Below are 20,827 nucleotides of genomic sequence, written 5' to 3' on the forward strand. Positions count from 1 at the left end.
CGCGGGCTCGCAACTTGGCGATGCGACTGTTGGTGGGCTCTACTCTGGTGACGGCGGTGCTGCTGCCGCAACCGGCAGCGGCGCAGGCGATTGACCTGGCGCTGCCCACCACCGCCCGGTCAACCGCCGAGATCGTGACCGCGCCCGACACCTTTGCGCTGCCCATCGGCCCGTTTGCCGAGGGCCGCCTGCCGGTGCTCGAAGTCAATGGCCAGGTCAGCCGCCTGGCCTGGCAAATCCCCGGTCAGAGGATGACCACCCAGCAATTGCTGGCGCCGCTCAAGGCGCAATTCGCCAGCGCCGGGTTCGACCCGCTGTTCGAATGCGTTGACCGCGCCTGTGGCGGCTTTGATTTCCGCTATGCGCTCGATGTGCTCGCCGCGCCCGCGATGTATGTCGATCTGTTCGACTATCGGGTGTTCAGCGCCCGACGCGATGGCGCCGACGGCGTCGATCATGTGATGATCCTGGCCAGCCGCGCCGGGGCCCTGGGCTATGTCCAGATCGTGCTGATCACCCCCGAGGGCAGCCCCGGGCTGAACCCGCCACGCGCAGATGCGTCCTCTGGGCAACCGGCGCCCGATCCCGATCGAAGCCCTGCCGATGCCGCCGCGCCGCTGGCTGAGCAATTGGAGCGCAATGGCCACGCGGCGCTGGCCGATCTGGAATTTGTCACCGGCTCGGCCGAACTGTCTGATCACGCCTATGACAGCCTGCAAAGCCTTGCCGCCTATCTGATCGCCCATCCCGACCGTCGGGTTGCCCTGGTCGGCCATACCGACACCAAGGGCTCGCTCGAGGGCAATATCGCCCTGTCCCGTCGCCGCGCCCAATCGGTGCTCGACCGGCTGGTCGATCGCTACGGCGTCGCCCGTGGCCAGCTCGATGCTGAAGGCATGGGCTATCTCGCCCCGATCGCCAGCAATCTGACCGCCGAGGGGCGCGACCGCAATCGCCGGGTCGAGGCGGTGCTGCTGACCAGCGATTGACCGCAACGCAAAACGCCCGGCCGGTTAGGGCCGGGCGTTCGCAATTCGGTGACTCCGGTCAGACCGACAGGCAGACGTATTTCATCTCCAGATAATCCTCGATGCCGTGATGGCTGCCCTCGCGGCCCAGCCCCGATTGCTTGACCCCGCCGAACGGCGCCACCTCGGTCGAGATGATGCCGGTGTTGACCCCGACGATGCCGCATTCCAGCGCCTCGGCGACCTTGTAGACCCGGCTCAGATCCTTGGCATAGAAATAGGACGCCAGACCAAAGATCGTGTCATTGGCCATCGCGATGACATCGTCCACCGTGTCGAACTTGAACAGCGGCGCCAGCGGCCCAAAGGTTTCGTCACGCGCCACCTGCATATCCTGGGTCACCCCGGTGACAATGGTCGGCGGCAGGAAATTGCCCGGCCCCTGCGCCGGTTTGCCATCCCCATAGATCATCGTCGCGCCCTTGGATTGCGCATCCGCCAGATGCTCTTGCACCTTGATGATCGCGTCCGCATTGATCAGCGGCCCCAGATCGGTCCCCGCCGTCAGCCCGTCGCCGACCTGCATCTGGCTGACCCTTTTGGTCAGACGTTTGGCAAAGTCATCATAGACCCCGGCCTGGACATAGATCCGGTTAGCACAGACGCAGGTCTGGCCATTGTTGCGGAACTTGCACATGATCGCGCCCTCGACGGCGGCATCCAGATCGGCATCGTCAAACACGATGAACGGCGCATTGCCGCCCAGCTCCATCGAACATTTCATCACCTGATCGGCGGCCTGCTTCAGCAGGATCCGCCCGACTTCGGTCGAGCCGGTGAAGGTCAGCTTGCGCACCTTGGGATTCTCACAGAATTCCTTGCCCGCCTCGGAAGAGCGCGACGAGGTGACGATGGACAGCACCCCCTTGGGGATCCCGGCCCGTTCCGCCAGCACACCCAGCACCAGCGCCGACAGCGGCGTTTCCCGCGCCGGACGCGCGACAAAAGCACACCCCGCCGCCAGTGCCGGGCCGGCCTTGCGGGTGATCATCGCATTCGGAAAATTCCACGGCGTGATCGAGGCCGCGACGCCAATCGGCTGCTTCAGCACCATGATCCGCTTGTCGCGCTGATGGCCGGGGATGGTCTCGCCGTACACCCGTTTGGCTTCTTCGGCAAAGAATTCGATGAACGAGGCACCATAGGCGATCTCGCCCTTGGCCTCGGCCAGCGGCTTGCCCTGTTCGGCGGTCAGGATGGTGCCCAGATCGTCCTGGTTCTCCATCATCAGGTCATACCAGCGACGCAGGATCACCGCCCGCTCCTTGCCGGTCATCGCCGCCCAGTCCTTTTGCGCCAGATGGGCTGCATCGATGGCCTGGGCGATCTGCGCCCGGCTCAGGTCAGCGACCCTGGCGATCACATCGCCGCGCGCCGGGTTGGTCACCTCGAATGTGCCCTCGTCCCCGGCCACCCAGTCACCTGCCAGATAGGCGGCTTCGACCAGCAGGGTCGGGTCTTTCAACAGCGATTTCAGATCAGTTGCCTGGTGCACCATGACGGCTCCTCCTGCGATAATGCTGCCCTAGCCTTTCCACCTGAGGCCGCATTTGTCCAGAACCCGGCGCGTCGGGCCACCGCAACCGCCCCCGCTTCATCTTGCCAGAAATATTCTCGGGGGGGGGCTCGGGCCTGCTCGAGCGGGGGGCCGACAGCCCCCCTCGACGCTACCCGCCTGCACCGAACCGCGCAGACCAGGCTGGAAACACATCGCCAGGCTCCGAGCGCGCCGCATAGACCCCGCGCGCCACCGCCCGCGCCATGCAGATCGCCGCCGCATGGCCCAGCATCAACGTGTCCATCGCTGGCAGGTCCATCACCTTGGCCCCGGTGGCGGCGGCAAAGATCAGATCGCCGTCATGTGGCGTATGCGAGGGCACCAGCGCCCGGGCAAAGCCGTCATGCGCCGCCACCGCCAGCCTGGTGCATTGCGCCTGGCTCAGCGCCGCGTCGGTGGCGACGATGCCGATGGTGGTGTTGCGCGCGGCATTGGCCTTGGTCACCGGCCAATGCGGGTCGGGCCAGCTTTGCGCCCCCCCCAATCCGCCGAACTCATGGTTCAGCTCGAACGGTGCCGCCCAGAAATGCGGCCCGCCATCGACCACAGCGCTGCCAATCGCATTCACCGCCACCAGCGCCCCGACGACATGGCCGGAGGGCAACACGATCGAGGCCGAGCCGAGCCCGCCCTTGAATCCCGCCGTCATCGCGCCGCTGCCGGCACCCTCGGTGCCCAGCGCAAACTCCGCCGCCGCTGCGTCAAAGGCCGTCCGGCCCAGCCCGGCATAGGGATTGTCCAGCCAATCCTTGGCGCCGCCATTGGCCAGATCGAACAGGATCGCCGCAGGCACGATCGGCACCCGATGCGCCCCGGCGGCATAGCCGCGCCCCAGGGCGCGCAGCCGGTCCATCACCCCCGAGGCGGCATCGAGGCCAAAGGCCGACCCGCCCGACAGCACCAGCGCATCCACCGTCTCGACCGTCTTGTCCGGCGCCAGCAGGTCGGTCTCTCTTGTGCCGGGCGCGCCGCCCATCACATGCACCCCGGCGGTGAACGGCGCATCGCCGGTCAGCACCGTCACCCCCGAGCGCAGCGTGGAATCCGCGGCATTGCCGACTCGCAGCCCGGCGACATCGGTGATCAGATTGGCCGCCCCTGGCGACAGAAATTCAGCCATACGGCACGCCTCCTCAATTGTCCCGCCACGGTATCCATGGCCGGGCACAATGAAAAGCGGACGGCTCGGCGCGTCAGAACGGCCCCAGCGGTCAGTCGCCGAACCGGCCCAGACCGCGAAAATCCATGGTGCCGAGAACCGCCAGCATCTGGTCCATTTCGCCCTTCTCGGCCTTCACCAGAATCCGGTTGTCGATCATCCCCTGGGCGGTGTCGTCCTTGACCATGAACTTCTCGCGCCCAACGCGCTCGATCTTGGCGCCCATGGCATTGGCATTGTTGATCATCGCGCCCATCGCCGCGACCATCGGATTGTCGGCCAGAATGGTGATCTTGAACTTCTTGCCCGGCCCGGAATATTCCGCTTCGGCGCCGACACCGCCGCCCATCATGCCCAGCGCCGCGTTCATCTCGTTGTTGATTTCACGGGTCCAGCCCTCGGGCGCCTCGGGCAGGAACGCTCCCAGGGCATTGGTCTTCATCGCCAACATCTGCTGCTTGGCATATTCCAGCTCTTCCAGAGCATATTGCAAATCGCCGTCATTATAGGCGTTCAGCGCGCTTTGCAGCGTATCCGCCACCTCGTCCGCCGACACCGGGGACAGACCGGCCAAAACCATAGCGGTCGCCGCAACCAAATTTTTCATCTGAATTCTCCCGTTTCAGAACCGCACCGGGCGGCCCGCATCAATGCCCCTTCAAAATGCAGGCGGGTGCCGCACGGATCAAGTCAGGACATCCTGACCCCGATTTCCGGTGACGCGCCGGTGAAATCTGCGTAAATCATGCCAATATAGATATCAGCATTTGCAATACGGAGAGACAGATGGCCGATTTCGACGCTCAGGTCCGCGAAAGCCAGGAACAGGTTGCCACCGCGCAGGCCAAGATCGCGGAGCTGACCAGCCGGATCGAAACCGCCCGCCAGAAAATGAAATCGGGCGACGACGCGATGATCGACATCGAGAACGCCTCGCTCGACGACGTGCATGCCCATGCCGATGTGATGAACGCCAATATCGCCGAACTGATCATGGGGCTGGACGATGTCACCGCCGCGTTTTCCAAGGATTTCGACGAGATGCGCTCGAAAACCGGCTGGGAGAGCTTTGTCAGCTTCTTTTCCAAGCACAAGGCCGATTCGATGCGGGAGGAGCGGATGCGCAGCGCCAGCATCGACGACAAGCTGCAGGACCTGATCGGCAAATCCGACGTGATCACCTCCCTGCTGCAGGGCCAGTTGAATGTGCTGAACACCCAGAAGGCCCAGGTTGAAACCAACCTGAGTGAAACCCTGGAAGACCGCGAAGCCACGGTGGGAGAGCTGGAAAGCGTGCGCGCCGAGATCCTGGCGATGGATCCCAAGATCATCGAGCTGGAAAACAAGATCTCGGTCGAACAAGACGCCGCCGCCCGCACCAAGCTGGAAACCGAACTGGCCGAGGCGAACAAGCGCTACAACGCGCTGGTCCAGGACGAGCAGGTCAAGGTGGCAAAAAGCCAGACGCTGGAACGCTATATCGAAAAAGGCAAGACCTGGGTCGACAGCCTGCAGAACCAGGCGGCGACGCAGATGGTTCTGATCAACAAGCTGCAGACCGACACCAAGCAACGGGTGGTGCTCTATGACGCGCTGACCAAATCGCTGAAGACCGCGCAGCAGCAGGACGTCGCGCACAAGATCAACGAGATCGGCACCGAAACCGACAAGCAGGCGCAGCAGGCGATGGCGCAGATCGGCGCCGCCACCAACGCCAAGATGGCGGATATGCTGGAGGCGCATGAAGGCCATATGGTCTTTGCCCGCAAGGTGCTCGAGGAAAAGGCCAAGGCCGACGAACGCTTTGCCCGCCGGTTCCAGCAGATCGTCGAAAAGCACGACAAGAATCTCTACGGCGCCTGAAGTCGCCAGAAAATGCACCAGTCCAGAAACGCGCCAGAAATGATGATTGCAGAAATGACCGTTCCGCATGGCTGAAGCCGCCAGTGACCACGTCGGGATCACCGACACCTGGGCCTCGCGCCGCTATTTCCGCAAATTCGAGCGGATCACCGGCCACCTGCCCCGCGTCGCCGCGGTGATGGAGGCCGAAGGCACGTTCGCCAGCCATGAAACCCAGATCATCGCCCGTCATGTCTCCGCGCTGACCTACAGCTTTCGCGCGCTCAGCATGAAATACCTGCTGGCCGGGCGCGACACCGGTCGGTTCTTTGGCTCGCTCACCATCGACGATCACGAAAGCGGCTTTCCGGCGGCGCAGGAGCTGCTGGTGATGGCCAATGACGCGCATCAGGCCGAACGCCACCTGCGCGACATGCCCAGCGCCGACGAGCTGAAAAAGCAGATGCTGAGCAAGATCATCCGCGACACCGAAATCCCGACAAAGCTGCAGTTCGCCCTGTCGCAGCGGCTCTATTACCAGGAATTGCTGCGCGGCTCGCTGTTCTGGCCACGCAACGACCCCGAGGCGCATTGGCTGGCCGGCTTTGACGACCGCCGCCGCTATCTGCTGCATTGGTCGGTCTATGACAGCCAGATCAACCTGCCGGTGATCTATCTGATGGAGGTCGAGGACACCGGCCGCACCGCCCTGCCCAAGGACGAACGCCGCTGGCCCGAGGCGCAGGCGCATCTGATCGCGCAATCGCTGGGCGGGCTGAAGCTGCTGACCATCGCCCGTGGCTTTGACGAAGATTTCGACGATCTGCATCCCAAACGCCTGCGCCGCTTTCACATCGGCCCGATGTATTCGCATGCCTTCACCCGCCAGACCGGCCCGATCCGCGATGTGCTCGCCGATGCCGCAGCGCCGGAGGGCGAAGATTGGGCGCTGGCCTGGACCCAGGAGGATCTGCATTCCGAACGGGTCAAGACCGAACGCGCAGGCTGGTTTTCCAGCGTCGAGCGCGAGGTCTTTGCGCTCGACCCGTTCTCCGGCCGCGGCGCCGACACCGGCGCCACCACCATGGAGCGGGCGATCATCCTGCCCACCCGCCCCTACCAGGTGCTGGCCGAAAACCAGCCCGCCGGCTTCTCCAGCGTGCGCAAATTCGTGGTCGCCGGGGATGGTAAGGTCTTGAGCTACCGATGAGACTTCATCTTGCCCAAAATATTCCCGCCGGAGGCCTGCCGGAGCTTGCTCTGGCATCCCTTGCGCATCCGCCCCGCCGGGCGCGTGGGCCGGGATGGGCGGGTTATGGATTTAAAGCCTCCGGCGGGGATATTTGTGACCAGAGGAAGCGGAGAGAAACGCGATGAGCCTGACCTCGGACCAGATGGAACTGCGCGAAGAGGACATCCGCAAGCATTACGATGCCGCCTTTGCCCTGCTCGACGGCTTTGATCACGCCCCGCGGATCGGCCGGGCCGCGAGTCCTGCGGCGACCGAGGAACGCTCACCCGGCATCGGCACAAGGCGGCGGTTCCGCTCCACCACCCCGGGGCTGGTGACCCGGCGGATCGAACGCCCCGAAGGGGTGCGGCTGATCGACCGGATCGCGGCCAGCGACGGTGAGGATCCGCTGGTCTCGCCGCGCCAGGCGGCGGTCACCGCCGGGCTGCGCCGGGCACTGGCCATCGCGCTGGCCCTGGCCGAAACCTATGGCGAACAGACCGGGCTGGCCGATCTCAAGCGGTTGAACCTGGAAAACGCCCTGCCCGCCAACCGCAAGACCGAATTTTCCGAGCTTCTGGCCGCCGAGGCGCTGGTCACCCTGCATGTCTTTGCCAATGCCACCGCCTTTCTTCTGGCCCCGCATGTCGGCGAGATCACGGTCGAACTCGGCGATATCGAAGAGATGCTGACCGACAACAACCAGCTGGCCCTGCATGGCGCGCTTTGGGAGCTTGATCAGGACATCGCCGCACAGGGCCACGGCGAACCGCGCATGGTCGCCACCGTCACCGCCTTTGCCGAGGCGCTGATGGACAAGGTTGCCCTGCGCGCCAGCACCGCGCCCCGGCTCGACCCGTTCCGCAACGCCGCCTGGAAGGTCGAGGCCGACGATTTCGCCATTCGCGGCTTTGAACCGGCGCATAAGGCCCGGGGCAGCACCCTGACCATGACCTTCAAAAAGCCGAACGAGGTGGTCGGCAACCACATTGCCAAATACCAGGCGATGAAGCTGTCCAAGATGTTGATGGCCTATGATTTCGACCGGCGGCTGAACCCCTTTGCCGAACTTGGCGGGTTCATCTTCACCTTCATGGGCGACGGCATGCCGGGCACCGGCAAGACCACCCTGATTCAGATGATGGCCGGGCTGATCAATGACTATTGCCAGGCCGCCGACTATGCCTTTCGCTATCAGAACCTGAGCACCGACAACATCGACAGCTATCAGGGCAAGTCCGGCCAGAACGCCAAGGCCTTTATCGATTCGATCATCGACCCCCAGGTCATCGGCTTTGGCACCATCGACGACATCGACCAGCTGGCGGGCAAGCGTGGCGACCGCCAATCCAGCGCCGGGCAGTTGGAAATCACCGCGGTGCTGATGGAAAGCTTTGCCGGGGCCAATACCGTGGTGCGCGGCAATTGCACCTTTGGCATGTTCTCGAATTATCCCGAAAATGTCGACGACGCCCTGCGCCAGCGCGCCGGGGCGCGGTTCCTGGTCGACGGGCCGAAGACCCGGGACGATTACATCGACATCCTGGCGCTGCTGATGGGCAAGAACCACACGATCCCGCTGGGCGATCATCAGCTGTTCTCGGCACAGGAGATCAAGCGCGCGGTGGCGGCGAGTTTCGAGGGCCATGGCCGCCCGCATGAGGCCGGGTTGATCCAGGTCTTTGACCGGGTCCATGACCAGATCGGAGAGCTGAACACGATTGCCAAGCTGGGCAGCTACCTCAAGGCGATCCAGGAGGCGGATGAACGCTTTACCGGGCGGGCGATCAAGAACATCACCGACGCGGTCAAGGTCCGGGCGATGGATTTCGAACTGCCGGACGAATGGATGGAACAGCCGGATCTGTTCCTGTTCAAGGATTACGACACCAAGAAAGCGATGATCGAGGAACTGCGCCAGCCGATCACGGTGGACATGGTGATCCAGGAGATCAACCGCTACGCCGACAGCGAATTCCGCTATGCCGACAAATCCAACGAGGCGGCGATCGAGGCGATGGTGCGCGACTTTGGCCGCCAGGAGGCCGCCAAGCGACGCTATCTGGAGGGCAAGGGGTGAGTGGGACAACGCCCACAGCCCGGGCCGGGACATCGTCCTGGCCAGCGCCCGGCCGCCCCGCCGGGCACCGGCCTCTGTCAGCGCAACAGCCTCAGTCGAAAGGTGCGATATGAAACGCCTCATCCAACGCGGCCTGATGTTCGGCAATCTGATCCCGGTCGCCGCCCCGGCGCTGGTCGAGCGCTACAATCGGGCGCTGGAGCATCTGACCGGCAAGCGCACCGCGCTCAGCGATTTTCACATCGACATCTCGGGGTATTCGCCCGAAATCGGCGATGAGCTGGGCGATGACCTCTATCTCAATGAAAACGGCTGCAACCGGCAGTTCATCCTGCTGACCACCGACCAGAAAACCGCGCCGCTGCTGAATGCCAAATTCAGCACCTCGCGCGGCATCCTGCGTCAGTTCATCGAAGAGAACGAGGGCCAACTCTTTGCCCTGATCACCCGCGACGCGGTCGCTGGCGAATTGGTCAATTCGGTGTTTTCGGTCTCTGACCCGGCCCGGCTGCTGGACATCCGCAGCCTGACGATCGAGGCCGACACCACCGGAGGCGCGGTGCGCGAGGCCGAAAAGCTGGGCCGCCTGACCGACCGGTTCCTGCAAGAGGACGATGCCTGGTTCGACGATGTGCTGATCGCCGAGATGATCACCATCGCCAAACGCACCGGCGACGTGACCCGAAATCCGGTGCGGCTGAAACAGATGGAATTCAAGCAAGAGAATTTCTGGACGGCGCATTTCGGCGGCACCTATGTGTTTCGCCATATGGATCATCCGGCGATCATCACCGGTGGCGACAAGTCAGAGTTCAAGGGGCGCGGCATCAAACATGTCTTTGACCTCGGCGACCGCAACCAGATCGCCAAATTCCTCGAATTCAACGATCTGGTCGAACCGGTGGTCAAGGCACGCGGCATCGACGGGGCCGCGATCCTGCGGCAAAAGATGGATTTCATCGTCGTCGACGCGGCGCAGGAGGCCGGGCTCGACCTGGTCGGCGCCACCCGGCGCGATATCCGGGCGCTGGCCCGGCGCCATGCCGATGACCTGCCGTCGGAATACCACGCCCTCAGACATCTGGTCGCCTGGGCCGAGGACGGCAGCAAATGGCCCCGTATCTCATCCGAGGATCCGGCCTATTTCTATACGCTACGCGCCGCCGATGTGCCCGATGCCGATCTGGTGAACGCGCTGCTGGCGCAACTCAGCCCCAAGGACGTCCGGCAGTTGTTCATCTGCCACAAGGAATTGTTCTATGCCGCCTATGCCACCTGGTCGGACACCAAGAAGGGCTATGTCGCCGATTTCCTGGCCCGCGAATACGCGGTGGACAAGGCCGGTGCACGGGCCGCATTGTTTGGCCATGACGCCCCTATGGAAGAACCCGCGACCCCGCCGCCGCCACCGGTTTCCAATCCGCGCGACGATCTGATCGCCCGGGTTGGCCCCTGGGGCGCGGTGCCGAAACGGAGGTAAGGACATGTTCGGATTCATCCCGGTGCTGGTTATCGGCTTTGTCGTGCTGTCGATCGTCTATCTCGCGCTGTCGGTCTGGTCGCGGCAGGTCCGGCGCGGCAAGCTGCGCCAGCGTTGGCATGACGAGGGTGGCAAAGGCGATTTGGAAACCTATATCCACCAGGGACTTGAGGATTATGACGACAGTTTCCGGCGCAAGCTGATCCTGCTGGTTTATATCGTGCCTCTGGTCGCCGTCGGCGGGATCATCTATGTCGTAAATTATCAGTAAGGGGATCGCGATGCGGTATGTAAAATGGGCGTTCTGGGGGCTGTTCTGGCTGCTTTTCTTTGCGTTTTTCCACTACACCCTGCCGCAACACGACATTGCGCGGATCACCGACACCTATGAAAAGCGCATCGACCCGGGCGACAATTGGCTGTTCTGGTCGCGCCCGGATGTCGGCACCAACGAGACCCTGCAGAACCGCGATGTGTTCTTCATCCAGGCGCGCAAGGCCAATGGCAAGGTCATGGTCTACCGCAACGAGGACACCGGCTGGGGCTGGCCGCCCTATTTCAAGTTCGACACCTCGAACCTGCAGGCCGAGGCGGCGGATCTGAAATCCACGCCGGAGACCCCGAAATGGGTCTCGGTCACCCATTACGGCTGGCGCAATGAATTCATGTCGATCTTTCCCAACGCGGTCGGGGTAAAAGAGGTGGCCGGGCCGGATGTGCGGATCATCCCCTGGATCAACATCATCTTGTTGACCATTCTCGCCGCGCTGTTCTGGGCAATCCGGGTGCGCTGGCTGCGGTTCAAGCGCCGCCGCATCGACCCGCTGGTCGAGGATGTCGGTGACAGCTGGGACGCCGCGGGCGACAACCTGTCGGAAAAACGCGGGCGCCTGTCGCGCTGGCTGGGCAGCTGGCGCAAATAGACCCGCCAGCCGGTCGTCCGGCAGCGACTTTGGCAATTGGTTCGCAATTGGAAACGATCCGTTTCCACAACGGAACTGGTCCTCGCCCTGAAAATCATCAAGGATTGACGCAGGGTCAACCCCTCTTCGGCTGTGGGGCTTCAGCTTGATTTATCTGGTCCATTTCGAACCCTCTGCGCCAGAGCGGCGTCCCCCTCGACGCGGGCGAATTCAGCCCGCTCGACTTCCTATTCGTTAGCCAGGCGGATCTGCCCGCGATGATCGACGCGCACCTGGTAGGCTGATCCGGCCCCTTTGCAGGGGTGCACAAAGGCTGGGCCTCTCGGGGTCCGGCCTTTGCTTTCGTTACGGAATTCTATTGTGCGGGGTCAGACCCATACCGGGTCGGCAGTGCCCAGATCCGCAGCCGGCAGATCCCAGCGCATTGGCACCCCGGCGACATCCAGTGCCGGACGCAGGCGCCGGGCCGGACCCCAGGGGGTCTGTTCCTCTGCCGCCTGATGATCCCCCTCGAGATGAGCCAATCCCAGATGGCCCGACGCCATCTGCCGATGCGCGCAGAGCAATTCCGCCGTCCGCGCCAATGACAATCGCGCCCGCCCGGCGCCTTCGCCGGCCACCGCGCGACGCAACAGCACCAGCGCCGCGGCGGCCATCAGATAGCCGGTGGCGTGGTCCAGCGCCTGCACCGGTAGCGGTGTCGGCTGGTCCGCAGCGGCCCAGTTCATCCCGGCGTCGGCAATGCCGCAGGACATCTGCACCAGGCTGTCAAAGCCGCGCCGTCCGGCCCAGGGCCCGGTCCAGCCATAGGCATCCAGCGTCACCTCGATCAGGCCCGGGCGCAGCGCCTGCAACGCCTTGGGCGCATAGCCAAGCGCGGCCAGCGCCGCCGGGCGATAGCCATGCACCAGCAGATCGGCACCGCGCAGCAGGGTTTCGAAACGCGCCCGGTCGCTGGCATCGCGCAGATCCAGCATCGCGCAGCGCTTGCCGAGGGTGATGTCGGGCACCACATTCGCCTCGTCCCAGCCCGGTGGGTCGATACGCAGAACCTGCGCCCCGAACCCGGCCAGGGTGCGGGTCGACACCGGCCCGGCCAGCACCCGCGTCAGATCAAGCACCTTGAGCCCGGCCAGGGGCCGATCCGGTCGTCCGGCCCAGCGCGGCGCAACACTGGCGGCGGGTTGATCGAAGGCGACCAAAGGCTCGGCCCCGACCGCCGCACCATTCGGATGCGCCCGCCATTCCGCCCGGCTGCGCATCGCCGCCGCCACCCCGCCCGCGTCGACAATCGCGGTTTCCAGCGCATCCTTGTCCCAGCCACGCACCGCCGCCGCCACCGCCTCGCGTTCAGCGGCGACCGACAACACGCTGAGCGCCGCCGCCCGGTGGTGGGGCAGATTGGTGTGCAGCCGGATCCAGCCATCGCGGGTTTGATAGAGCCCGGCAATCGCATCCCAGACCGGCGGCATCTCCCAGCCCAGCGGCACAATCGACTGCCCGGCCCAGAGCGAGGCCAGACGCCGATCCACGCTCACCATCGGCGCCGCCGCAACCAGCCCGCTGTCGGCCATCAGCGCCACCAGCGCCTCGCCAACCGCGCCAACCGAGCTGGCCAGCAGGTCGGTGACCGCATAGCGCGACGGCAGCAGACCGGATCCGGTCATCCGGCTGGCGGCACCAGAAAGGCTCAGAGCATCGCTGATCTCCTGCATCGGCTCAGCCGAACACGCGGGTCAGCGCCACATCCACCGCCTCGGTGATCCGGTCGATATCCTGCGGTCGGGCGATCAGTGCCGGGCTGAAGGTCAGCGTGTTGTTGAACCCCGGGATCGACCGGTTGGTGACCCCGATGATCACCCGTTCCGCCCCGCATTCGGCCACGACCTTTTGCGCCAGCGTCTCATCAACCGGCTGCCTGGTCTCACGATCCGCGACCAGTTCGGCGCCGCAGAACAGACCCATGCCACGCACCTCGCCGATCACCGCATGTTTTTCCTGCAGGGCGCGCAGGTTGTCCATCAACCGGGCGCCCATCGCCTGGCAATTTTCCAACAGCCCCTCATCCTCGATGATCCGCAGGTTTTCCAGCGCCGCCGCCGGTCCGGCGGTGCAGCCGCCAAAGGTACTGATATCGCGGAAATAATTCATCGGGTCGTCGGTGTCGTCCTTGAACATCTCGAACACCGCCTCGGTGGTCACGCAGCAGGCAATCGCCGCATAGCCGCTGGCCAGCCCCTTGGCCATGGTGACGAAATCCGGCTCGATCCCGTAATGCTGATAGCCGAACCATTTGCCGGTGCGCCCGATGCCACAGACAACTTCATCGATATGCAGCAGGATATCGTATTTGCGGCAGATCTCCTGCACCCGGGGCCAATAGCCTTCGGGCGGCACGATCACCCCGCCCCCGGCGGTGATCGGCTCCAGGCAGAGACCGCCAATGGTTTCCGGGCCTTCGCGCAGGATCACCTCTTCGATCGCATCGGCGGCGCGGCGGCCATAATCGGCATCGTCCCACTGGGCGCGGTATTCCAGACAATGCGGCACCGCGACAAAGCCCGGCGCAAACGGGCCGTATTGGGCGTTGCGCTGTTCCTGCCCGCCCGCCGACAGGGCGCCGATGGTGGTGCCGTGGTAGTCGCGCTCACGATAAAGGATCTTGTGCTTGGCGCCGCCATAACGCTTGTGGGCGATCTGGCGAATCATCTTGAACGCCTTCTCGTTGGCCTCCGACCCCGAGTTGCAATAATAGACCCGCGTCATCCCCGGCATTTTCGAGATCAGCTTTTCCGCGAACATCGCGCCCGGCACCGTGCCGCCGGACCCGGCGAAATAATTCAGCTTGATCAGCTGATCGCGCACCGCATTGGCGATGCTTTCGCGGCCATAGCCGACATTGACGGTCCAGACCCCACCGGACACCGCATCAAGGTATTCGGTGCCATTCTGATCCCAGACATTCATCCCCTTGCCCTCGACGATCACCCGCGGCTCGCCGGTTTCAAAGGGCTTGTGCTGGGTCAGGTGATGCCAGACATGGGCGCGGTCGGCTTCGACCACCTTGGAAATATCATTGTCCTGAAACTTGCCGTCCATGGGAAAACTCCGGTCAGAAATGGCGAGATTGGACAAGCGTAGGCCCCTCGCCCGGCTTTGGCAATTGGGCTGGCCGCAGGCCGCGTGACCACCTAGGTTGGCCCACAATTCCCGGCAGGAGATCCCAGTGACCGACAGCGACCGCGCCTTTCTGACCCGCCTGTTTGACGCCGCCGTCAAAGCCGCCGATCCGCGCGCCGCCCTGGTCGGGCATTTGCCACCGCGACCCAAGGGCCGGACCGTGGTGATCGGCGCGGGCAAGGGCGCGGCCCAGCTCGCCGCCGCATTCGAGGATCTCTGGGAGGGCCCGGTCGAGGGCGTGGTGGTCACCCGCTATGGCTATGCCGCGCCCTGCCACGCGATCAAGGTGATCGAGGCTGCACATCCGGTGCCCGACGCGGCGGGCCTGGCCGCCACCAAAGAGGTCTTCGCGGCGCTCGACGGGCTGACCGAGGACGACCTGGTGGTGGCATTGATCACCGGCGGCGGATCGGCTTTGCTGGCAGCGCCGCCGCGCGGGCTGTCTCTGACCGATGAGGCGGCGATGAATCGGGCGCTGCTGGCCTCGGGTGCGCCGATTTCGGCGATGAACGCGATCCGCAAACAGGTCAGCCAGGTCAAGGGCGGCCGGCTGGCACTGGCCGCCCATCCGGCGCAGGTGGTTACCCTGGTGGTCTCAGACGTGCCCGGCGACGCCCCGGCCGAGGTCGCCTCGGGCCCGACCGTTGCCAGTATGTCAGACCGCGCCGCTGCCATGGCCGCGATCCGGGCGCATCGCCTGACCCTGCCGGATTCGATCCTGCTGCACCTGACCAGCGCCGCCGAGGATGCGCCGACTCCGGACGACCCCCGCCTACAGGGCAACCGCGCCACCGTCATCGCCTCGGCCAGTCAATCGCTTGAGGCGGCGGCTGCGCTGGCGCAGGCCGACGGGCTGAACGCGGTGATCCTGTCCGACGCGATCGAGGGCGAGGCCCGCGAAGTCGCCAAGATGCACGCCGCCATTGCCCGTCAGGCCGCCGAACAACGACGCCCGTTTGTGCCACCGGTGTTGATCCTGTCGGGGGGGGAAACCACCGTCACCCTGCATGGCGATGGTGGCCGCGGCGGACGCAACAGCGAATTCCTGCTGGCCTTTGCCATCGCCATCGAGGGCTGCGACGGCATTGCCGCCATCGCCGCCGACACCGATGGCATCGACGGGTCGGAATCCAATGCCGGGGCCTTTGCCGATGGCGAGACTGCCGCGGCGATGCGCGCGGCGGGCGTCGATCCCGCCGAGGCACTGGCGCGGAATGATGCCTGGGGCGCCTTTGCCGCGATAGACGCGCTGTTCAGCCCCGGCCCAACAGGCACCAATGTGAACGATTTTCGGGCGATCTGGGTGAAATAGGCCCTGGTCACTCCCAATCAGTTGATGTCACCTGAATGCGCTTCGAGCTTCGCAGCTAACCTATCGGCGACATCGGTCAACGCGCCAAGAAACTGATCTCGGGCCTCATCGGGGCTCATAGTGTGGCGCAGATAGATGATATTCATGGCGCCAAACACCCGCCATTGGCTGCGGATGGGAACACCGATACTGAAGAACTGAGACTCATAGTATTCGCGTGAATAGCTTTCATCCATGGTCGCATAGCCTTGTGCCCGTACGGTTTCGAGCAGAGCCTTCAAGGCGTCTGGTTCACGCGACAGGGCAAATTCCGGCGCGGGGTTCTCCTGCGCGCGCTGTAAGAAAGCCTGCCGTTCCTCTTCCGGGCAAAAGGCAAGGTAGGCCCGGCCAAGGCTGGTATAGAGCATTGGTGCCCGGTATCCCGGTTTGCGGAAGAACCGCATCGGTTCGGCCTCGCGGGATGTCTCAATGACCAGCATCGCCTCCTCGTCGAAGATCGACACATCCGAGGGCCAGCCGATGCTTTGGCGAAACTGAGTCAAATCCTCTGACACGATTGCACCGATGGTTTGATGCCGGTTGTAACCGACGCTGAGCTGCAAGGTCTTGCCGGTCACGCGGTAGGTCTGGCTGTTGTTGTCGCGCACGATGTATCCGGCATGGTTCAGCGTGTATAGCATCCGCACGATGGTAGCCTTGTCCAGTCCGGTTAGCCGGTGGATTTTGCCCACCGTGGCATCTCCGGTCGTTTTGTTGACCGCAGCCAGAACGTCGAGCACCCGTAGGGCTGCGATCACTGGTTTGTAGGCCATTCCGGCTATCCCCTTCACTGTCATTTCCCGAACCGGCGCTTGTGCAGATCGCGAACAGGCCCAAAAAATACGTTTTGGCATGTAAATAGAGAACGTTACCAGCATCAATAACCAGATCGCATTGTCAAACGAGAGGGGTCGCGCCCCGCGCATGATACCCATACCAGCGAAGCTGACTCCAAAGGAAATTCTTCCGCTCGCGCTCTTCTCACCAGCGGGATTACCCGTTTGGCGAGCAGCGCAGTGAACCCGTTGCATCCTGCAATGCATGTGGTATTGCCAAAATGAAGTACCGTTTTACAGAGTGAAAAGACAGGGCGCGAGGAGACGGGAGCAGACATGTCTGAAACAAGGCTGAGGGCGCAAAATGGATGATTCGACCTATTCCATGGTCATTGAATCGGCAGAGAAGCTCTTCTCTGACCGGGGCGGCAAGGATTTCGACCCCGCTCTTTGGGCAGCGGTGGAAGAAGCAGGTTTTCCGTTGGCCCTGCTAAGCGAGGATCGGGGCGGATACGGCTTATCAGCCCGCGAGGCCTTTGCGCCGGTGCGGGTTGCGGCCGCGCATGGGGTGGCCTTGCCACTGGGCGAAACACTGCTGGCCAACTGGGTGCTGGGCGCGGCTGACCTGGACCCCATCGAGGGGCCGGCGGCGCTTGCCTGGGACGGCAAGGCGGCGGTTCCGTTCGGTCGGTTCCTAAAAACAGTGGTACAGCTTTGCGAAACCGACGCGGGGCTGGCGGTATCTGTCCTGCACCCTCGCGCCGAGGACTGGCAGCCTGCCCTCAACTATGCGGGCGAGGCGCGCGATACCCTGACCCTGGCCGCGCAGGCAAAGCCGGACGCCCACATCGCATGTGCGCCGGTCGTCCTGCGCGCGGCAATGGCGATGCTGAGGGCAGTTCAAATCGCGGGCACGACAGATGCGGTTGCGGCTATGTGCATAAACTACTGCAACGAGCGCGAACAATTCGGTCGACCGCTGTCCAAGCACCAAGCCATCCAGCACCAACTGGCCGTTCTTGCAACACAAGGCTGTGCCGCCGCAGTTGCCGCCGACATGGCCGTGGCCGCATTTGATAGGGCGCTGGAACAGTCGGACCCTTTCGTGCTTTCGGCCGCGGCCGCCAAGGTTCGCGCGGCAGAGGCTGCAACGACGGTGTCGTCGATCTCCCATCAGGTTCACGGCGCAATCGGGTTCAGCGAGGAATATCCGCTCCATCGGCTGACCTGCCGCCTATGGTCCTGGCGCGACGAAGACGGCAGCGAGGCACATTGGGCCAAGCATTTGGCGGACTGGGCAGTGTCGCTGCAGAGTGGCGGGCATTTGTGGCCTGCGTTGACCGCCTGTGATCTGAGAGAGGCGACGTAGATGACACTTCCAACTTTTCCGCTTGAGACAACAACCCCCGCGCAGATAGCGCTGAGGGAAGAGCTGCGGACTTTTCTGGCTGATGCTCTTGCCGATCTTCCTGCCCGTGAACGCGCCCGCTCGTGGATCGGTTTTGATGCGGATTTCAGCGCCGCACTGGGCCAGCGCGGCTGGCTGGGCATGACGTTGCCCAAGGCCTACGGCGGCCATGGCCGCAATGCGGTGGACCGACACATCGTCGTTGAAGAACTGCTTGCAGCGGGGGCGCCCGTAGCGGCCCACTGGATCGCGGATCGTCAAAGCGCACCGCTGATTTTGCGCCACGGCACCGAGGAACAACGCAAGACCATTCTGCCGCGCATCGCCGCGGGAACTTGTTTCTTTGGCATCGGCATGAGCGAAGCCAACTGCGGATCGGATCTTGCTTCCGTGCAGACCAAGGCCGAAAAAACGGCCGATGGTTATGTCCTGAACGGCACCAAGCTGTGGACGACCTACGGGCACAAGGCGCACTACATGGTCGTCTTTTGCCGCACCAGTAAATCCGACGACCGGCATGGCGGGTTCAGCCAGGTCCTGGTGGACATGAGCCTGCCCGGCATCACTGTCAGCCCGGTTCTCGATATCGCAGGTGAACATCATTTCAACGAGGTCTCTTTTGACAACGTTGCTCTGCCGTCGAATGCACTGCTGGGCAAAGAAGGTGACGGCTGGGCGCAGGTCATTTCGGAACTGGCCTTTGAACGCAGCGGACCGGATCGGTTCTTGTCCTCCTACGTGCTGATAGAGGAATTGCTGCGCTGCCTCAAACGCGTATCAGCAGGCAGTGAAACCACCGATCTGGGTCGCATGATCGCCCGGCTGATGGTGCTGCGGCAGATGTCGCTGTCGGTCGCCGGGCGTCTGGCGCGCGGGGAACAGCCTGTTCTCGCCGCTGCCATCGTCAAGGATCTGGGCGCATTATTCGAACAGGACGTGCCGGAAATTGCCCGCCGTGTGCTGCGCGATGATGCAGCAGACCCCGAATATGCGGCGGTGTTCCAGCGCATCCTGTTAGCCGCCCCCAGTTTTTCACTTCGAGGAGGAGCTCGCGAGATCCTGCGCGGCATCATTGCCCGTGGCCTTGGTTTGCGGTGACAGAAAGAAAAGAGGCCATGACCCGCGTAACGACAGAGCGTAACGATGACGCTGACCGGGGATATGATCGACGCCGAAACCGCAAAGGACTATGGGTTGGTCAGCCGGGTTGTGCCGGATAAGGACCTGATGGAGGCCGCCCGCGCCGTTGCCGGGCGGATCGCGGCCAATCCGCGCCATGCGGTCCGCATGACCCGCCGCCTGCTGCGCCAAGCCTACAACCGGGCTCTCTCGGTTACGTTGGAATTGTCGTCGGCCTTGCAGGCTCTTGCGCATGAGACCGAAGTTACGCTTCATCCCTCGCGTCGATGCGCGCCAGACTTGAGAAATCGACGTCATGACCGGGGCGCTGGAGGGGGTTGGAGTGCTCGATCTGTCTCGGGTACTTGCGGGGCCATGGACCGCGCAAATCCTGGGCGCAGAAGTAATCAAGGTTGAACGCCCGGGGTCGGGCGACGAGACCCGCAGCTGGGGCCCCCTTCGACCGAGATCGAGGGGCAGAACTTCTCGGCCTGCAACCGTAACAAGCAGTCGATTGCCATCGACATATCCAACCCCGAAGCCGCCGCACTTGTGCGGCAGCTCGCCGCTGAGTCCGATGTGCTGGTGGAGAATTTCAAGACCGGTGGTTTGGCGCGCTATGGGCTGGATTATGACAGCCTACGCGCAATCAACCCGCGGCTGGTCTATTGCACCGTGACTGGCTTCGGCCAGACCGGACCCTATGCCCGCCTGGCGTGCCAAGGCCAAGCCGGTCTGGGATGCTTTCGTTGAGGAAAACGGCGAAGACGCCCGCATCATGATGGAAGAAGCCATGGCGCTGCGGGCCGAGTAAGACACGTTCATACCAAAAGAGACGCCGTCGGATAACTCCGGCGGCGAATTTTTTTGCCTCAAATCACGGGTGGTGGCATCTCAGTCGCGTGGGTGAGCCGCCGGGTAAAGACAAATGGCGCGCCCGCCAGGAGAATGGCAAGCGCCGCCACTACGAAAGCCGCGGAGTAATCGTTGGTCCACTCATAGAGTCGGCCCGAGAGCCAAGACCCGGTCGCGGCACCAAAGGACATCAACATGAAGATCAGCCCGTAGATCGAACTGACACGACCATGTGCAAAGATGCGGGCATTGAGCGACGAAATCACTGGCCCGCGCGCACCTTGACTTGTCCCAAAGCTCAGCACGAAGATCAGAACCAAAACGCCGTGCGGCCAGATTGAAAAGGCAAACAGCGCAACAATGCCGATCAGCGTTCCGGCATAGGATACCATTGTGCTGCGCATGATGCCAAACTTCTGACTGGCCCAACCCGACAGAAGCACTCCAAAAATCGACAGCATCCCCGCAACCCCAAAGGCGAAAGCGGCTTCCAGCGCCGGATACCCACGGTCGATCAGAAAAGCGATGGTCTGTACCGTCGTGAGATAGGCGGCCATGGCGGTAAAGAAGAACGCCTGCACCAGCAGCCAGAATTCCAGCGTTCCGATTGCATTTCGAACGGTCCACTCCGATTCAGGCGGAGTACCATCCACCGATTTTATCCGGACACGCGGATTGCCCTGGGCACCTCGGGCGATGACACGCCAGGGCAGCAACAACAAGACAGGCACCAGAGCCGCGACGCACCAAAAGAGGATTATGTATGTTTCGCGCCAGCCGAAATGGTAATCCCCCCATTTTTAGCGGGGTGCCTTCGTAGAACTTACGCGGCCATTT

The 20,827-nt window shown here is 63.4% G+C and carries 17 protein-coding genes and 2 pseudogenes; 12 read left to right on the forward strand and 7 right to left on the reverse strand.

Annotated features, from left to right (window positions below):
- The first annotated feature begins 20 nt into the window (after positions 1-20).
- Positions 21-989, forward strand: a complete 969-nt coding sequence (locus P1U48_RS12555; protein ID WP_301069362.1) for an OmpA family protein — start codon at positions 21-23, stop codon at positions 987-989.
- A gap of 58 nt (positions 990-1,047) precedes the next feature.
- On the opposite strand, the gene P1U48_RS12560 is transcribed toward P1U48_RS12555, so the two are convergent.
- From P1U48_RS12560 to P1U48_RS12570, 3 genes are all read right to left on the reverse strand, one after another.
- Positions 1,048-2,526, reverse strand: coding sequence for an NAD-dependent succinate-semialdehyde dehydrogenase (locus P1U48_RS12560; RefSeq protein ID WP_301069363.1), 1,479 nt, complete (start codon positions 2,524-2,526; stop codon positions 1,048-1,050).
- Between the two features lie 169 nt (positions 2,527-2,695).
- Positions 2,696-3,706: a P1 family peptidase gene (locus tag P1U48_RS12565; RefSeq protein WP_301069364.1), complete on the reverse strand. Its 1,011-nt coding sequence runs from the start codon at positions 3,704-3,706 to the stop codon at positions 2,696-2,698.
- Between the two features lie 91 nt (positions 3,707-3,797).
- Complete coding sequence (locus P1U48_RS12570; protein ID WP_301069366.1) at positions 3,798-4,352, reverse strand: hypothetical protein; 555 nt, start codon at positions 4,350-4,352, stop codon at positions 3,798-3,800.
- 179 nt (positions 4,353-4,531) lie between these two features.
- Here P1U48_RS12570 and P1U48_RS12575 point away from each other — a divergent pair, with 179 nt between their 5' ends.
- From P1U48_RS12575 to P1U48_RS12600, 6 genes are all read left to right on the forward strand, one after another.
- Positions 4,532-5,608, forward strand: coding sequence for a hypothetical protein (locus tag P1U48_RS12575; RefSeq protein ID WP_301069368.1), 1,077 nt, complete (start codon positions 4,532-4,534; stop codon positions 5,606-5,608).
- 67 nt (positions 5,609-5,675) lie between these two features.
- Positions 5,676-6,797, forward strand: a complete 1,122-nt coding sequence (locus tag P1U48_RS12580) for a hypothetical protein (protein WP_301069369.1) — start codon at positions 5,676-5,678, stop codon at positions 6,795-6,797.
- Positions 6,798-6,960: 163 nt separating this feature from the next.
- Positions 6,961-8,898: an ATP-binding protein gene (locus P1U48_RS12585; RefSeq protein WP_301069370.1), complete on the forward strand. Its 1,938-nt coding sequence runs from the start codon at positions 6,961-6,963 to the stop codon at positions 8,896-8,898.
- A 109-nt stretch (positions 8,899-9,007) separates the two neighbouring features.
- The gene (locus P1U48_RS12590) at positions 9,008-10,378 is read left to right on the forward strand and encodes a DUF6638 family protein (protein ID WP_301069372.1); all 1,371 of its coding nucleotides are present in this window, start codon (positions 9,008-9,010) and stop codon (positions 10,376-10,378) included.
- 4 nt (positions 10,379-10,382) lie between these two features.
- Positions 10,383-10,649 carry a hypothetical protein gene (locus P1U48_RS12595; protein ID WP_301069374.1) on the forward strand — a complete coding sequence of 89 codons (267 nt, stop codon included), beginning with the start codon at positions 10,383-10,385 and terminating at the stop codon, positions 10,647-10,649.
- A gap of 10 nt (positions 10,650-10,659) precedes the next feature.
- On the forward strand, positions 10,660-11,301 hold the full coding sequence (locus tag P1U48_RS12600; RefSeq protein WP_301069376.1) for a DUF1523 family protein: 642 nt from the start codon (positions 10,660-10,662) through the stop codon (positions 11,299-11,301).
- A 368-nt stretch (positions 11,302-11,669) separates the two neighbouring features.
- On the opposite strand, the gene P1U48_RS12605 is transcribed toward P1U48_RS12600, so the two are convergent.
- Together P1U48_RS12605 and P1U48_RS12610 are read right to left on the reverse strand one after the other, a co-directional pair.
- Complete coding sequence (locus P1U48_RS12605; RefSeq protein WP_301069378.1) at positions 11,670-13,016, reverse strand: CoA transferase; 1,347 nt, start codon at positions 13,014-13,016, stop codon at positions 11,670-11,672.
- A 4-nt stretch (positions 13,017-13,020) separates the two neighbouring features.
- Positions 13,021-14,400 (reverse strand): aminotransferase class III-fold pyridoxal phosphate-dependent enzyme, encoded by a 1,380-nt coding sequence (locus P1U48_RS12610; RefSeq protein ID WP_301069380.1) that lies wholly within the window; start codon positions 14,398-14,400, stop codon positions 13,021-13,023.
- 127 nt (positions 14,401-14,527) lie between these two features.
- Here P1U48_RS12610 and P1U48_RS12615 point away from each other — a divergent pair, with 127 nt between their 5' ends.
- Positions 14,528-15,793, forward strand: coding sequence for a glycerate kinase (locus tag P1U48_RS12615; RefSeq protein ID WP_301069381.1), 1,266 nt, complete (start codon positions 14,528-14,530; stop codon positions 15,791-15,793).
- A 17-nt stretch (positions 15,794-15,810) separates the two neighbouring features.
- On the opposite strand, the gene P1U48_RS12620 is transcribed toward P1U48_RS12615, so the two are convergent.
- Positions 15,811-16,767, reverse strand: a complete 957-nt coding sequence (locus tag P1U48_RS12620; protein WP_301069383.1) for an IclR family transcriptional regulator C-terminal domain-containing protein — start codon at positions 16,765-16,767, stop codon at positions 15,811-15,813.
- Positions 16,768-16,972: 205 nt separating this feature from the next.
- Here P1U48_RS12620 and P1U48_RS12625 point away from each other — a divergent pair, with 205 nt between their 5' ends.
- From P1U48_RS12625 to P1U48_RS12640, 4 genes and pseudogenes are all read left to right on the forward strand, one after another.
- Positions 16,973-17,977: an acyl-CoA dehydrogenase family protein gene (locus P1U48_RS12625; protein WP_301069385.1), complete on the forward strand. Its 1,005-nt coding sequence runs from the start codon at positions 16,973-16,975 to the stop codon at positions 17,975-17,977.
- On the forward strand, positions 17,978-19,114 hold the full coding sequence (locus P1U48_RS12630; RefSeq protein WP_301069386.1) for an acyl-CoA dehydrogenase family protein: 1,137 nt from the start codon (positions 17,978-17,980) through the stop codon (positions 19,112-19,114).
- A gap of 63 nt (positions 19,115-19,177) precedes the next feature.
- Entirely contained in the window at positions 19,178-19,552 is a 375-nt protein-coding gene (locus tag P1U48_RS12635) for an enoyl-CoA hydratase-related protein (protein ID WP_301069388.1), read from the forward strand.
- Positions 19,452-19,888: pseudogene (locus P1U48_RS12640) on the forward strand (CaiB/BaiF CoA-transferase family protein). Before P1U48_RS12635 ends, P1U48_RS12640 begins: the two are co-directional and overlap by 101 nt.
- A gap of 119 nt (positions 19,889-20,007) precedes the next feature.
- Here P1U48_RS12640 and P1U48_RS12645 read toward each other — a convergent pair.
- A pseudogene (locus P1U48_RS12645) lies at positions 20,008-20,763 on the reverse strand (MFS transporter); the annotation flags it as partial.
- Between the last annotated feature and the right edge of the window lie 64 nt (positions 20,764-20,827).

The organism is Pseudooceanicola sp. (assembly GCF_029213205.1).
Taxonomy (GTDB): domain Bacteria; phylum Pseudomonadota; class Alphaproteobacteria; order Rhodobacterales; family Rhodobacteraceae; genus Pseudooceanicola.

What these genes read in the sequence shown, in the direction of transcription:
- P1U48_RS12555 (WP_301069362.1), top strand. Translation starts at nt 21, where the DNA reads ATGCGACTGTTGGTGGGCTCTACTCTGGTGACGGCGGTGCTGCTGCCG.
- P1U48_RS12560 (WP_301069363.1), bottom strand. Translation starts at nt 2,526, where the DNA reads ATGGTGCACCAGGCAACTGATCTGAAATCGCTGTTGAAAGACCCGACC.
- P1U48_RS12565 (WP_301069364.1), bottom strand. Translation starts at nt 3,706, where the DNA reads ATGGCTGAATTTCTGTCGCCAGGGGCGGCCAATCTGATCACCGATGTC.
- P1U48_RS12570 (WP_301069366.1), bottom strand. Translation starts at nt 4,352, where the DNA reads ATGAAAAATTTGGTTGCGGCGACCGCTATGGTTTTGGCCGGTCTGTCC.
- P1U48_RS12575 (WP_301069368.1), top strand. Translation starts at nt 4,532, where the DNA reads ATGGCCGATTTCGACGCTCAGGTCCGCGAAAGCCAGGAACAGGTTGCC.
- P1U48_RS12580 (WP_301069369.1), top strand. Translation starts at nt 5,676, where the DNA reads ATGGCTGAAGCCGCCAGTGACCACGTCGGGATCACCGACACCTGGGCC.
- P1U48_RS12585 (WP_301069370.1), top strand. Translation starts at nt 6,961, where the DNA reads ATGAGCCTGACCTCGGACCAGATGGAACTGCGCGAAGAGGACATCCGC.
- P1U48_RS12590 (WP_301069372.1), top strand. Translation starts at nt 9,008, where the DNA reads ATGAAACGCCTCATCCAACGCGGCCTGATGTTCGGCAATCTGATCCCG.
- P1U48_RS12595 (WP_301069374.1), top strand. Translation starts at nt 10,383, where the DNA reads ATGTTCGGATTCATCCCGGTGCTGGTTATCGGCTTTGTCGTGCTGTCG.
- P1U48_RS12600 (WP_301069376.1), top strand. Translation starts at nt 10,660, where the DNA reads ATGCGGTATGTAAAATGGGCGTTCTGGGGGCTGTTCTGGCTGCTTTTC.
- P1U48_RS12605 (WP_301069378.1), bottom strand. Translation starts at nt 13,016, where the DNA reads ATGCAGGAGATCAGCGATGCTCTGAGCCTTTCTGGTGCCGCCAGCCGG.
- P1U48_RS12610 (WP_301069380.1), bottom strand. Translation starts at nt 14,400, where the DNA reads ATGGACGGCAAGTTTCAGGACAATGATATTTCCAAGGTGGTCGAAGCC.
- P1U48_RS12620 (WP_301069383.1), bottom strand. Translation starts at nt 16,767, where the DNA reads ATGGGTATCATGCGCGGGGCGCGACCCCTCTCGTTTGACAATGCGATC.
- P1U48_RS12625 (WP_301069385.1), top strand. Translation starts at nt 16,973, where the DNA reads ATGGATGATTCGACCTATTCCATGGTCATTGAATCGGCAGAGAAGCTC.
- P1U48_RS12630 (WP_301069386.1), top strand. Translation starts at nt 17,978, where the DNA reads ATGACACTTCCAACTTTTCCGCTTGAGACAACAACCCCCGCGCAGATA.
- P1U48_RS12635 (WP_301069388.1), top strand. Translation starts at nt 19,178, where the DNA reads ATGATCGACGCCGAAACCGCAAAGGACTATGGGTTGGTCAGCCGGGTT.